This window comes from Rhizobium sp. NZLR11 (assembly GCF_019685115.1).
Lineage (GTDB): Bacteria > Pseudomonadota > Alphaproteobacteria > Rhizobiales > Rhizobiaceae > Rhizobium.
Genome location: NZ_JABDWD010000019.1, coordinates 67239 through 80279, shown reverse-complemented (window position 1 = coordinate 80279; position 13041 = coordinate 67239). Strand labels below are relative to the sequence as shown.

The 13041-nt window shown below is 61.5% G+C and carries 12 protein-coding genes; 9 read left to right on the top strand and 3 right to left on the bottom strand.

Going from position 1 to position 13041, the window contains the following annotated elements; translation table 11 throughout:
* Positions 1–76 precede the first annotated feature (76 nt).
* From HJB83_RS26580 to HJB83_RS26560, 5 genes are all read left to right on the top strand, one after another.
* Positions 77–2029: a tetratricopeptide repeat protein gene (locus HJB83_RS26580; RefSeq protein ID WP_221168293.1), complete on the top strand. Its 1953-nt coding sequence runs from the start codon at positions 77–79 to the stop codon at positions 2027–2029.
* Between the two features lie 103 nt (positions 2030–2132).
* Positions 2133–2276: a hypothetical protein gene (locus tag HJB83_RS26575; protein ID WP_165504814.1), complete on the top strand. Its 144-nt coding sequence runs from the start codon at positions 2133–2135 to the stop codon at positions 2274–2276.
* 13 nt (positions 2277–2289) lie between these two features.
* A complete protein-coding gene (locus tag HJB83_RS26570) occupies positions 2290–3654 on the top strand; it encodes a YcaO-like family protein (protein WP_246762885.1) in 1365 nt (454 codons plus the stop codon).
* The gene (locus tag HJB83_RS26565; RefSeq protein WP_207585397.1) at positions 3651–4394 is read left to right on the top strand and encodes a TfuA-like protein; all 744 of its coding nucleotides are present in this window, start codon (positions 3651–3653) and stop codon (positions 4392–4394) included. Before HJB83_RS26570 ends, HJB83_RS26565 begins: the two co-directional genes overlap by 4 nt.
* Positions 4395–4460: 66 nt before the next feature.
* Positions 4461–4727: a hypothetical protein gene (locus tag HJB83_RS26560; protein ID WP_207585396.1), complete on the top strand. Its 267-nt coding sequence runs from the start codon at positions 4461–4463 to the stop codon at positions 4725–4727.
* Positions 4728–4758: 31 nt separating this feature from the next.
* Here the strand turns inward: HJB83_RS26560 and HJB83_RS26555 are convergent, their stop codons facing one another.
* The 3 genes from HJB83_RS26555 to HJB83_RS26545 all read right to left on the bottom strand — a co-directional run bounded on the left by HJB83_RS26555 (position 4759) and on the right by HJB83_RS26545 (position 7065).
* A complete protein-coding gene (locus HJB83_RS26555; protein ID WP_207585395.1) occupies positions 4759–5163 on the bottom strand; it encodes a helix-turn-helix domain-containing protein in 405 nt (134 codons plus the stop codon).
* Between the two features lie 203 nt (positions 5164–5366).
* Positions 5367–6203 (bottom strand): amidohydrolase, encoded by an 837-nt coding sequence (locus HJB83_RS26550; protein ID WP_221132928.1) that lies wholly within the window; start codon positions 6201–6203, stop codon positions 5367–5369.
* A gap of 76 nt (positions 6204–6279) precedes the next feature.
* The gene (locus HJB83_RS26545; RefSeq protein ID WP_221115577.1) at positions 6280–7065 is read right to left on the bottom strand and encodes an IclR family transcriptional regulator; all 786 of its coding nucleotides are present in this window, start codon (positions 7063–7065) and stop codon (positions 6280–6282) included.
* A gap of 412 nt (positions 7066–7477) precedes the next feature.
* Here HJB83_RS26545 and HJB83_RS26540 point away from each other — a divergent pair, with 412 nt between their 5' ends.
* The 4 genes from HJB83_RS26540 to HJB83_RS34350 all read left to right on the top strand — a co-directional run bounded on the left by HJB83_RS26540 (position 7478) and on the right by HJB83_RS34350 (position 13028).
* The gene (locus tag HJB83_RS26540; protein WP_207585392.1) at positions 7478–8212 is read left to right on the top strand and encodes an SDR family oxidoreductase; all 735 of its coding nucleotides are present in this window, start codon (positions 7478–7480) and stop codon (positions 8210–8212) included.
* Positions 8213–8278: 66 nt separating this feature from the next.
* Complete coding sequence (locus HJB83_RS26535; RefSeq protein ID WP_207585391.1) at positions 8279–9556, top strand: L-fuconate dehydratase; 1278 nt, start codon at positions 8279–8281, stop codon at positions 9554–9556.
* A gap of 245 nt (positions 9557–9801) precedes the next feature.
* Positions 9802–12381, top strand: a complete 2580-nt coding sequence (locus tag HJB83_RS26530) for a caspase family protein (protein ID WP_221132927.1) — start codon at positions 9802–9804, stop codon at positions 12379–12381.
* A gap of 23 nt (positions 12382–12404) precedes the next feature.
* A complete protein-coding gene (locus tag HJB83_RS34350; RefSeq protein WP_246762884.1) occupies positions 12405–13028 on the top strand; it encodes a tail fiber domain-containing protein in 624 nt (207 codons plus the stop codon).
* Positions 13029–13041 lie beyond the last annotated feature (13 nt).

Sequence of the window (13041 nt, the reverse complement as noted above, 5' to 3'; positions counted from 1 at the left end):
GGCGCTCTTATAGTTCTAACATCATTTCTGCGGCGGCTGCGTTTGCGCGCCTTGGCTTTCAGGGGTGAGAACCGGGATGCAACGGACATCCGGACAGATGTCGACGAACAGGCTGTGCCTGCTCGGAAGACCGAGGCTGCTGGCAGCGGGGAGGGAACTCCCCTTGCCGGAGAAGTCTTATTTTCTCCTCGCCATGCTCGCCGCCGAAGCCAATCTCGAACTGGACCGCGAAACCGTCAGGCGACAGCTCTGGCAATCGGAACTGCCGGAAAAGCGTGCCGGCAGCCTGCGCCAGCTGCTGTCGCGTATCGAACAGAGCATTCCCGCCGACCTTCCGCCGCTGCTTGCCGCAACCCGAACCCATATCGGGCTTGCGGACGGCTGGGAGGTCGACGTTCATCTCCTGAAGCAGAAAGCGCCGCTCGCCCCCGAAGACAGCGATATGCTGAACGGCGAATTGCTGGAAGGCGCCAAATCGCCGACGCAGGGCGCCGAGGACTGGCTGACCTTTGAGCGCCAGCGTATCGACGAATTGCGCTCCGCCCATCTCACCCGGCTGATCGAGACGTCGGAAGACAGGTCGGACGAGGAGCAGGTCGCACTTGCCAAGCGCCTGCTGGAACTCGATCCTGCCAGTGAGACGGCCTATCGCGCCTTGATGCGCACCCATGTCAGGATGAACGATCCGGCTGCGGCCCGCCAGGCCTATCTGAAGTGCAAGAGCCAGCTGAAGGACGACTTCGACACCGAGCCGGAGGAAAGCACCACAGCGCTCGCCCGCGAACTCGGCCTGATCCCGGCAGCACAAGCGGCAGTGCCGGAGCGCCCATCGGCGCCGGGAATGTTTGCCGATCTGCTTGGCCAGCCGCGCATCATCATCCTGCCGCCGGAAAGCATCTTCACCGATCCGCTGATGGAGCGCGTCGGCAGGGCGCTTCTCGAAGACGTCACCATCGGCCTCAGCCAGCAGCGCGGCTTCAAGGTGATTGCGGCGCATACGAGCCTGGAGATCCTCAGCCGCTCGATCGATCCCGCGCGTGCCGTGCCCGGCCCGCTCGACCTCAGCTTCGACTATGCGGTCTACGTCACCATTCAGGGCCGCGACGAGGATGTCTTTGCGACTTGCCGGCTGACCCGGACGACGACGTCGGAGGTGATCTGGGCCATCGAACTGCCGCTGGTCATGCAGAAGATCAGCGAGTCCTTCACCCATCTGACGCGGCGGATCGTCTCCTCGCTCGCCGACACGATCGAGCGCCACGAATTGGCGATGCCAATTGGCGAGGCGCCGGCCTCTGCCTATCGTCTCTATCTCGAAGGCAAGCGGCTGATCGCCCATACCGACCTGCAGCATCTGCGCCAGGCGCGCAAATGGTTCAAATCCTCGCTCAATCGTTATGAGCATTTCTCGGCCGCCCATGCCGGCGTGTCACGCGCACTCGGCATGGAATGGCTGATCCGCGGCATGCGCGACAAGGAACTGCTCGATGAGGCCAACGGTGCCGCCCGCCTTGCGCAGCAGTCCGACCCGAACAGCGGCCGGGCCTACCGCGAGCTTGGCTTTGTGGCGCTTTATCGCCGCCGCTTCGACGAAAGTCTGGAATATTTCCAGCAGGCCCAGGATCTCAATCCCAACGATGCCGACATCCTCGCCGATTTTGCCGACGCGCTTTCCCATGACGGCGATTTCGACCGGGCGCTGGAGCTCAGCCGCGCGGCCTTCAAGCTCAATCCACTGCCGCCGGACTATTATTACTGGAACCTCGGCGGCATCCACTTCATGCGCGAAGAGTATGAAAAGGCGATCGAGGCGCTGGAACCGGTGAAGACCAAACAGGCGACGGCGAGACTGCTTGCCGCCTCGCATGCGATGGCGGGCGACAAGGGCAAGGCCGAGAACTATGCCCGGACGGTGCTGGAAAACTTCCCCGATTTTCGCAGCGAGGACATCCGTCATTTCGTCCCCGATCGCGATCCCGCCTTCACCGAACCGCTGATAAAAGGCCTGCAACTCGCCGGTCTTCCCTGATTGCATCGCCTTTTAACGAAGCCTGTAACGCTTAAATGACGCGGGCAATGTTTCTCTCCAATGGTTAACGGCAGCGAGCTGCCCGACCAATTGGAGATGGAACATGAAGACGAATGCTGAAACCACCGCAGTTCAGACACAGTCCCTGCGCTTCTCTGCAGCTGCCAGAGCAGCGATGAAACAAGATGAACTCAACGTTTCCGCCAATGCGCTCGAGAGCCTGACGCATGCGCTGAGGTTCCGTTAAGGACGAGACCGGTATGTCCGCTTTCGCCGATCTAGAGCAATTCCAGCAAAAGTGTGAAGCGGTTTTGCGTCCGGAATTGCGTGAAAACAAAAAGATAGAACATTTTCTTGATTCGAAGAAAAACGGAAATGCTCTCGAAACGCTTGCCGGTGACCTCAAACGATCATCGGCCGGCGTCAGCGATTATCATGACCGCGCCGTCACGCCTGCTCAGACACTTGCAGCCATCAGGCCGCATCTGCGCGAATTCGGCATCACGCGCGTCGGCCTGCTGACCGCTCTGGACGTCTTGAACATCCCGGTCGCCTTCGCGACGCGGCCGAACAGCCATACGCTCTCGGTCTTCCAGGGCAAGGGTATCGACAACGATGCCGCCATGACCTCGGCCGCCATGGAAGCGATCGAGACGCGGATCGCCGAAATCCCACCCGCCGATGTGACGCTGGCGACGACCGCAAGCATGCGGGCGGAACATGCCGCCATGATCGATCTCGACAATGTCGCCCGTTGCGCGCCAGACGAGATCGGCAACGGTCTCATTCCCTGGTGCTCCGGGCTCGACATCCTTTCCGGCAGCACTGTCTACGTGCCCTGGTGGCTCGTCGGCCTCGACCATTGCGGCGAAAGGCCGCCGGGCTTCGAGCAGTCGAGCGATGGACTTGCCTCCGGCAACACACCGTCCGAAGCGGTCCTGCATGGACTTTGCGAGCTGGTGGAACGTGACGCCTGGGCCTTAACCCAGCTGAAATCGCCGCAGCAACTGAAGGAAAGCCGCATCGATCCCGCCTCCTTCGGCGATGCGGTCATCGACATCATGACCGATCGGATCACCCGCGCCGGCATGCGGCTGCTGCTGCTCGACATGACCACGGATATCGGCATTCCCGCTTTTCTGGCCGTCATCATGCCAGGCAATCTTTCCGACCGTGTCGACGCGCGCTGGGCGCATGTCTGCGGCGGCTGCGGCTGCCACCCCGACCCCGTGCGCGCGGCGCTGCGCGCCATCACCGAAGCGGCGCAGAGCCGGTTGACCGCGATTGCCGGCAGCCGTGACGATTTCTCGCCGCGCATCTATCAGCGGCTCGACCAGAGTGCGGCGATGCAGCAGGTGGTCGAGCTCTGCGAGGGCGACGGCCGGATGCGCGCGTTCCAGGCCCGTCATTGCCGCGCTGCGACGATCCAGGAAACCATCGGCGAGATTGTCGAGCGGCTGGCGGCAAGCGGCATCGAACAGATCATCGTCGTGCCGTTTGCGCATCGGACCCTGCCGGTCTCGGTCGTCAGGGTGATCGTGCCCGGCCTGGAGGTCGATATCTCGGGCCAGTACATCCAGCTCGGCATGCGGGCAGTCAACACCATGAGAGGAGCCCAGCCATGAAGGTGCTGTTCGTAGGCCCCAGCCTTGGCAGCGATCTTGCCGCGGCGAGAGCCATGTCTCCTCGCATCGATTTCCGGCCGCCGGCCGCCTGCGGCGATATCCTCAAGGCCGTTCACGACGGCGCCACCGCGATCGGCCTCGTCGACGGTTATTTCGGCGATCTGCCCTCGGTCTGGCACAAGGAAATTCTGTTCGCGCTCGAACATGATGTCGCCGTTGCCGGCGGCGCCAGCATGGGCGCGTTGCGGGCGGCCGAATGCGCGCCCTTCGGCATGGTCGGGCTTGGCTCGATCTTCGAAGATTACGAGGCCGGGCGGCTGCTCGACGACGAAGCCGTCGCGCTGGTGCATGCACCGCAGGCGCTGGGTTGGCTGCCGCTCTCGGTGCCCTGGGTCGATTTCGAGCCGACGATCGATGCGCTTCTTGCCAATGGCGAGATCTCGTCGGGCGAGCGCAAGAAACTGCTGCTTGCCGGCCGTTTCCTACATTTTTCCGAACGCACCTATGCCAAGGTCGTCGACGAGTGCCATTTCCGCAAGCCGCGCCGCGACCAGATCCTCGCCGCTGTCCGCCAGAATCGCGTCGAGCGCAAGCGCAGCGACGCCCGGCTGGTGCTGGATTGGCTGCGCCGGGACGAATTCCTGCCCGTTAACCGTGACTGGCGCTTTGCCGCGACCTCGCATTGGGAGCTGCTGCACGCCGAAGTCACGCGCAATGCGGTTCCTGTAACGCTTGAATAACGGTAACGGCAGAAAGATGCAGTGGTGATGGAATCGTAGGGTTTCACGGCCAAAGGGGCGGGAACGATGTTTGAACAACGCAACGAAGCTACAGGCAGCGAATACGCAAGGATCTTCCGGCTGCTGTCGGCAGCCAAGGAGGAGGCTGAAAAGCTTCAGCTGCGGAATCTGATGCACCTGACGAACATGGCGCTGCTGCAGGTCGTCATCGATTGGGACGGCATAGATCCCGACAGGGAGCTAGACGTCAATCTCGAAAAGCTGCTCGGCAGCAAAGCCAAGATCGCAATGAAGGACGCCAGCGAGAATCTGATCCTGATCGATCGCCACTGACCCTTATGCGGATCGGCTTAAGGACAACGGCCTATTCGGCCGCTTCGCTATCCAGCTGTTCGGTGTTGGCAATCGCCTGAACGAGCTTCAGGATCTTCTTGCGAAGAGCTTCGTTCTTGATCGAAAAGAACGCCGCATTGAGAAGCACGCCTTCGCGCGAAATAATGAATTCTTCGCTCGGAGCCGGGTTGTCGTTGGCCGTATCGGGGGCCGACAGGTCGTCGAAAAACGTCCTGACATCGACCTTCAGCGCGCCGGCGATTTCAACCAGCATGCTGGCGGAAACGCGGTTGGAACCCTTTTCGTATTTCTGGATCTGCTGGAACGTTACACCAACCCGATCGCCCAGTTCCGTCTGAGAAACTTTCCTTAGCAGACGCTGGATACGGATGGTCTTTCCGACGTGAACATCGACGGAATGCGGTTCTTCTTTCATTTTTTCCCTCCTGAGGACATCGGATTAGAAGTATTCGCCAAATCCGTGTCTGACAACTTTTACCTGAGATGGCTAAAGCTAGCAATTGCTTGGTGGTAAGTCGTCCCAAACCGAAACACTGCGTCGCTTCGTCCTTACACAAGCAAAAGACATGCCAAAGTAGCACTTTTATAAGGCACAGCACATCACGTGATTTCGTGACGTCAAAGCGACCAGAGACGCTGTGCATTGGCGGAAAGCAGCTTGGACCGCTCCGTCTCGCTGCTGCCGGAAAGCACGGCGTGGGTCGCCGCGACCCAGGTAGAGAGGCCGCCGCCGAGCGTGCAGACCGGCCAGTCGCTGCCCCAGACGACACGATCCCAGCCGAAACTTGCAATCACATGTTCGATATAAGGCCGCAGAGTTTGCGCCGTCCATGTCTCGGCATCGGCATAGGCAACGACGCCGGACACCTTGCAGACGACGTTTGGCCGCCGGGCAATCTCCGATAGGCCGACTTTCCATGGCTCGAAGGCATCGGAGCGGATATCCGGCACGCCGCAATGGTCGAGCACGAACTGCACATCCGGCGCGAGATCGACGAGGGCGCTCACGCGGCCTGCCTGGTGCGGCAATGTGCAGAGGTCGAAGGTCTGGCCGCTGCCGCCAAGGCGGCGGATATTTTCGCGAAACAGGGCGCCTTCCGACACGTCGTCGGGCACGACATGCAGCACGCGGCGGAACCCCTTGACGAAGGAATCGGCCTTTTGCCGCTCGAGATAGGCGGCAAAGCCTTCCTCTTCCGGCCGGCAGGAGACGATGGCGCCGGCAATCAGGCTGCCTTCCTTTCTGGCGATACCGGCGATGTGGTCTGTCTCGCCCTGCATCGCGGCGGGATCAACGTCGACCTCCATGTGCAGCGCCGTGGTGATGCCGCAGCGCCGCGCCTCGGCCGCATAGGTCTCATAGAGAAAATCATGATCGAGATCGGGCACCTGGGAAAGCCAGGGATAGGGCAGTGCTGAGCGATCGATGATGTGCAGATGGGTGTCGATGAGCACGCTTTTCTCCTCCAAGGCAGGCTGTACCGCAAGCTATCCCCGGTGAATGGATTGTTCAAATAAAAATTATCGCCCGTCAGGCGGGGCTTGCGACGTCGGCGCCGGCAAGCAGCGAAAGCTGGTTGGCGGTCTTTTGCACCTGCATGATCGCCTGGGTGATATCGGGAGCCGTGGGTGCATTGACAAGCGCAATGAAGGGGCAGGTGAGGGCGGCGATGCAGCGCCCATCCGGCCCGAGAACGGGCGCGGAGAGATTGTAGACGCCGGATGTCTGGGCGCTCGCCATCATCTCGTAGCCGCGCTCGCGGATCTGGTCGAGACGATCGTAGAAATCGGCGCCGAGCTCGATGTCGGCGCGACTGCGCACATGTTCCGAGATCATCATCTCCCGCTCCTCCTCACTGCGGAAGGCGAGCAGCACATGCCCCGAACCGGTGTCGAACAGGCTGATATGGGCGCCGATGCGGATCGAGAATCCCCAGTAATCCGGCGCCTCCTGCTGGGCAATGACGACAGCCGCGCCGCGATCGAAGACGGCAAGGTGATTGGCCTGGCGCGTGCGATGGGCGAGATCGCGCATCAGCGGTGTGGCGTAGGAAGCAAGCCGGCGCACCGGCGTGTGCAGTTGCGCAAGACCGAAAAGCTTCAGCGTCAGCGAATAACGGTCGCCATCCAGCCGGGTGACGTAACCGCGGCGCACCAGGCGGTCGAGCATGCGATAAAATTCGTTGGGACTGCGGTCGAGCCGCTTGGCAATTTCCGCCTGGGTGAGACCGCTGTCGACGCTGGCGAGCAATTCCAGGATATCGAGGCCCTTATCGAGCGCAGGAGCGCGGTAGCGGTCTGACTCGTCGGTCTCCATTCCTTCCTCCTGTGAATATCAATCTGCATATACGCAGAACCACGGTCGGAAAAGGAAAAGTTTACGCTTGACCCTTGGCTGATCGTCTGTTTGTCTATAAACAGACAAATCATCACTGAAGACGCAGCTCGGTATCACGCGAGATATCGCACGCTTCCGGAAACCAAACCAGGTGGCAGGCTGCCAGCACTATCTTGCCGGAGGGCGGTCAGAGCGCGCAAAGTGGGAAAAGGCGTATGCCTTAATGCATGTCGCCCGGAAGTGTGCAGCGGTTCCGGGGTAACGACATGCATAAAAACAAAGGACTAAAGCGCGTCGCATGAACCAAGTTTGATGCGACGCGCTTTAGTCCTCGTCAACACAAATTGCATTCCATCGTCCAGCGTAGACACTTCCAGAAAAGGCCCGTGACATGACAAACAGACTTTCCGGCAAGACCGTGCTCATCACCGCCGCCGGCCAGGGCATCGGCCGGGCGACGGCGGCAGCCTTTGCCGCGATGGGCGCCAAGGTCCACGCGACCGACATCAATACCGAGGCGCTGGCGACGTTAGCTGCGGAAACCGGAGTTTCCACCCATCAGTTGAACGTGCTCGATGAGGATGCGGTCAAGGCTGTCGTTGCCGAGATCGGCGCGGTCGACGTGCTGTTCAACTGCGCCGGCTTCGTTCACGCCGGCTCGATCCTCGAGATGAAGGATTCCGATTTCGAATTTGCGCTCGACCTCAACGTCAAGGCAATGATCCGCACCATCCGCGCCGTGCTGCCCGGCATGCGCGAACGCAAGGACGGGTCGATCATCAACATGGCCTCCGTCGCCTCGAGCATCAAGGGCGTCCCGAACCGCTTCGCTTATGGCGTCACCAAGGCGGCGGTCATCGGGCTGACCAAATCCGTTGCCGCCGATTATGTCGCCGAGGGCATCCGCTGTAACGCCATCTGCCCCGGCACGGTGGAAAGCCCGTCGCTGCAGGACCGCATGCGCGCCCAGGGCGATTATGACGCAGCCCGCGCCGCCTTCATCGCCCGCCAGCCGATGGGCCGGCTCGGCTCGCCGGAGGAGATCGCCGATCTCGCCGTCTATCTCGCCGGCGCCACCTACACGTCAGGCCAGGCAATCGCCATCGACGGCGGCTGGACGATCTGACCTCAGCTGATGTTGCGGCCGGCAGTCGTGCCGGCCGATCGGGCTATTGCAATTGGGAGAACAACCATGACCCGCATCACCGACCTTCGTGTCTTCGATCTCCGCTTTCCCACCTCGCAAAGCCTGGATGGGTCGGATGCGATGAACCCCGATCCGGATTATTCGGCCGCCTATGTCATTCTCGACACCGATGCGTCTGATCTTGCCGGCCATGGCCTGACCTTCACCATCGGCCGCGGCAACGATATTTGCTGCATGGCGATCGAAGCGATGCGCCATCTCGTGGTCGGCGCCGACCTCGGCGACGTGCTCGCCCATCCCGGAAAATTCTGGCGACATCTGACCAGCGATAGCCAGTTGCGCTGGATCGGCCCGGAAAAGGGCGCCATTCATCTGGCAACCGGCGCCGTCGTCAACGCCGTCTGGGATCTGCTTGCCAAACAGGCGGGAAAGCCCGTCTGGCGGCTCGTCGCCGAGATGTCGCCTGAGGAGATCGCCGATATCGTCGATTACCGCTATCTCACCGACGTGCTGACGCGTGAGGAGGCCGTCGAGATCCTCAAGCGCGCCGAGGCAGGCAAGGCCGAACGTATCGCCATCCTCGAAAAAGAGGGCTACGCCTGCTATACGACCTCGGCGGGCTGGTTGGGTTATGAGGACGAAAAGCTGCGGCGCCTCTGCAAGGAGGCGATCGACGCCGGCTTCAACCATATCAAGATGAAGGTCGGCCGCGACCTGGACGACGATATCCGCCGCTTGAGGATCGCCCGCGAGGTGATCGGTCCCGATCGTTACTTGATGATCGACGCCAACCAGGTGTGGGATGTCGGCCAGGCGATCGACTGGGTCAAGGCGCTTGCCCCGGCCAAGCCCTTCTTCATCGAGGAACCGACAAGCCCCGATGACATTGCCGGCCACCGCAAGATCCGCCAGGCGATCGCGCCGGTGAAGGTCGCGACCGGCGAGATGTGCCAGAACCGCATCATGTTCAAGCAGTTCATCGCCGAAGGCGCAATCGACATCGTCCAGATCGATTCCTGCCGCATGGGCGGGCTGAACGAGGTTCTCTCCGTGCTGCTGATCGCCGCCAAGTTCGGCCTGCCGGTCTGGCCGCATGCCGGCGGCGTCGGCCTCTGCGAATATGTGCAGCATCTGTCGATGATCGACTACATCGCGGTATCCGGCACCAAGGAAGGCCGCGTCATCGAATATGTCGATCACCTGCACGAACACTTCCTCGACCCCTGCCGGATCGAGAGCGCGGCCTACATGCCGCCGACCTTGGCGGGCTTCTCCATCGAGATGAAACCAGCCTCGATCAGCAACTATACGTTTCGGAGCTAAGGAAACTTCGCCGGCGCTGACGTATCCACTGCCGGTGGCAGGATAAAATTCCTGATTCGACAGTCTTTCCTGCCGATAATGGGCTTCCAATCTGAGGGGACTGCTCCAATTCACTTGGAGGCGGGCGAAGCTTGCTTTTTTTAGCAGTGAGGAATATTTTCAAACGATGAATGCGGAGGGGGCCTAGCACCAGCAGGCCAGCAAATTTTATTGAACTTAAACAATAGAATGTTTGCGATCGAGCCATGCCCAAGTTCCACAATGCCTGGAGACTATGCGCTTATCTGCTGACCGTGGCGGCAATACTGCTGTCGATCGGCGTCGCGCATGCCGCCATCACGCAAGAGAGCGGCCGCCGCGTCGCCCTCGTCATCGGCAATTCGGTCTATAAGACGCTGCCTTCGCTTCCCAACCCCGCCAATGATGTCGAAGAGGTCGCAGCCACGTTGCGGGCGGCCGGTTTCGACGTGACGATCGGCATCAATGTCGATCGCATCGGGCTCGAGGATACGGTGCGCCGCTTCCTGCGTTCGACCAGCAATGCCGAGGCAGGGCTGATCTATTATTCGGGCCACGGCATCCAGGTGGGCGGGCAGAATTTCATCGTGCCGGTCGATGCGACCTTGGAAACGCCCTATGACGTCGAGACGCAGACCATGCCGCTCGACCTCATCCTGAACCATCTCAAGCAGAATTCGCGGGTGCAGTTGATCTTCCTCGATGCCTGTCGCAACAATCCGTTCAACGCTCAGAAATTCTGGATGGCGGAAAAACTGGAACCGGTCGGCGCCACCCGCGGGCTTGCGCGCATCGACAGCGATCTCGGCAGTCTGATCGCCTTTTCCACGGAACCCGGCCAGGTGGCGCTCGATGGCGCCGGGGCGCTGAGCCCCTATTCCGAATCCTTCATCAAACGCGCCAGCGAACCCAATAAGGAAATCCGCCAGGTGCTGACCGATGTGCGCCGCGACGTCATCGCCATGACCGGCGGCAAGCAGGTCCCCTGGGAAAACTCCTCGCTGATGGACAGCTTCTATTTCATTCCGGCGCCGCCGCCGCCAAGCGTCGAGTCGATGCAGCAGGTGAGCGTGCCGGAAGGTGCTGCCGCCACCAAGCTGCCGATCGCCCCGCCGCATGACGAAACCGGCTCGACGCTGCTCGTCACCCTGACCCAACTTCCCCAGACCGGCAAACTCACCTTCGACGGCAAGCCGGTCGAGCAGGGCGCCAAGATGCCCGCCGCGGCGCTGACGGCGCTGACCTATGATTCCTCAGGTGTTACCGCCGGAACCGTCGGCCTGATCGGTTACACCGTGAGTGATCCCTATGGCCAGGCGACGCAGGGCGTCGTCGCGATCACCGTCTCGGCGGATGCCGGCGCCAAACTCGCCCAGCTCGAACAGCAAAAACAGGTGCGGCTTGCCGATGCCGACGCCTATCTGAAGACCCTGTCGCGCGACGTCGGCACGACGATCGGCGTCGGCCCCGTCGCGGCCAGCCTGCCGGTCGTGCCGGCATCGGCGGCGGAAATGACCTTCAAGGTCGCAGCCCTACCCGACAAGGGCACGCTGCGCGCCGGAGACCGGGTAATCGGGCTCGGCCATGTGCTTGAGGCAGCCGATATTCCGGGCCTTTCCTACGAGCCGCAGATCGGCACGGAGAATCAGCCTTTCGCCCTGACGCTGCAGGCCGCCAACGACGATCTGCCGCCCGCCACCGTCACCTTCAAGCCGGTGCTCGACGCCTGCGACACCGCAGCCGCCGCACCCCTCGACCTGCAGGGCGTGACCGCAGGCAAGCTGCCGAACGAAATCGACCCCGATGATGCCCTGCCGGCCTGCACCGAGGCGATAAAGGCCTATCCCGAGGTGGCCCGCTTCGTCTACCAGCTCGGCCGCGCCCAGCTTGCCAACCGCGACACCAAGACGGCTTTCGCAACGATCAAGCAGGCGATGGATGCCGGGCATGTCCGGGCAATCTACGAATTGTCGAGCCTTTACGAGTCCGGCGCCTCCGTTCCGCGCGATGCAACCAAGGCAAGCGAGATCGCCAAGGCTGGTGCGGCCAAGGGCGATCCCTTTGCCCTGCACAGCTACGGCAAGGCCCTCTACTACGGCCGCGGCACCAAGGCCGATCAGCAGCTGGGATTACGCTTGATGCTGCAGGCCGCCGATCTCGGCCATACCTACGCGATGAACGAGCTCGGCTATATCTTCCTGAACGGCGTCAACGTTCCGGCTGATCCGGAGCGCGGCATCCGCTTCTACGAAGCCGGCGTCCAGCGCAACGACATCTATTCGCTGAACAATCTTGCGCTCGTCTACCGTTTCGGAAAAGGCGCCCCGGAGGATCTCCCGAAAGCGCTCGACCTTTTCACGCGGGCTTCAGAGGGCGGTCAACCCTATGCCCCGACTAATCTCGGGCGCATGTACCGCGACGGCATCGGCGTTGCCGCGGACAAGGCGGAAGCTGCGAAGTGGCTGGAGATGGGCGCCGAACGTGGCGACTATTGGGGTGCACTCGACCGCGCGATACTGGCGAAGGAAGACGCTGCGGACGCTGACAACCTGGTAACGGCGGCCCGTTATTTCGCGCTGGCGACCGCCGTCAACATGCCAGGCAGTGGCGATCCGAAGAACCAGGCAAAGGCGGCGCTCAAGGCCTTGCCGAATGCCGCCAAGAAGAAAGTGGAGGAGACCTTTGCCGCCGAGCTGACCGCTCAGGAACAAAAGGCGCTTCCAAAAACCAAATCGCTCGATGACAGGCTCGTTCAGCTCGCCAAGGCGACATGGGTAAAGCGAAATCCGAGGTACGATCTCTTCTAAACGGCGATCCGGGGGCGCCCTACATGACAAGAAAGCTCATCATCCGTGTTCTGCTTTGCTCGACCTTCCTTGCAGGTTCAGGCGCAATCTTGCAGAGTTGCATCTTCGACCCTGGCGCCAAGACGCTATTCGCCAGTGAGGAGCCCGCCAGGAACGTTACGCCTGGCAGGAAAACCACGCCCGCCGTTAGAAAAGTGGCCGTAAATAGCAATCAACCGGCTTTCGCCCGCTCCGAGAACAGTTCCAGTGGGAATTCCAGCTCTGGCGGCGGCATGGGCGGCGGCTCTGGTTCCAGCAGCTCTTCCAGTTCAAGCAGTTCATCGAGCTCCTCGGGTACCTCGTGGTCTGATCGCCGCCTGAAGACCGATATCCGCCGCCTTGGCACTTCGGCTGAAGGTATTCCAATCTATGCTTTCCGTTACATCTGGGGCGGGCCGATGTTCATCGGCACGATGGCGCAGGACCTGTTGACGATCAGACCCGATGCGGTCATCGCTACCGGATCGGGCTATTACATGGTCGATTATGACAAGCTCGACCTTGCGATGATCTCAGTGCCGGAAGAGCGGTCACCGTTCACAGTTGAAGCAGCGTTGGCGCAGGCGGTGAAGGCGGCGCGGAAACGCTCCGTCCAGCCGGCAATGTGATCGAGAAAGCCGA

Coding starts and splice junctions, on each gene's coding strand:
- HJB83_RS26580 (WP_221168293.1), top strand. CDS start 77: ATGCAACGGACATCCGGACAGATGTCGACGAACAGGCTGTGCCTGCTC.
- HJB83_RS26575 (WP_165504814.1), top strand. CDS start 2,133: ATGAAGACGAATGCTGAAACCACCGCAGTTCAGACACAGTCCCTGCGC.
- HJB83_RS26570 (WP_246762885.1), top strand. CDS start 2,290: ATGTCCGCTTTCGCCGATCTAGAGCAATTCCAGCAAAAGTGTGAAGCG.
- HJB83_RS26565 (WP_207585397.1), top strand. CDS start 3,651: ATGAAGGTGCTGTTCGTAGGCCCCAGCCTTGGCAGCGATCTTGCCGCG.
- HJB83_RS26560 (WP_207585396.1), top strand. CDS start 4,461: ATGTTTGAACAACGCAACGAAGCTACAGGCAGCGAATACGCAAGGATC.
- HJB83_RS26555 (WP_207585395.1), bottom strand. CDS start 5,163: ATGAAAGAAGAACCGCATTCCGTCGATGTTCACGTCGGAAAGACCATC.
- HJB83_RS26545 (WP_221115577.1), bottom strand. CDS start 7,065: ATGGAGACCGACGAGTCAGACCGCTACCGCGCTCCTGCGCTCGATAAG.
- HJB83_RS26540 (WP_207585392.1), top strand. CDS start 7,478: ATGACAAACAGACTTTCCGGCAAGACCGTGCTCATCACCGCCGCCGGC.
- HJB83_RS26535 (WP_207585391.1), top strand. CDS start 8,279: ATGACCCGCATCACCGACCTTCGTGTCTTCGATCTCCGCTTTCCCACC.
- HJB83_RS26530 (WP_221132927.1), top strand. CDS start 9,802: ATGCCCAAGTTCCACAATGCCTGGAGACTATGCGCTTATCTGCTGACC.
- HJB83_RS34350 (WP_246762884.1), top strand. CDS start 12,405: ATGACAAGAAAGCTCATCATCCGTGTTCTGCTTTGCTCGACCTTCCTT.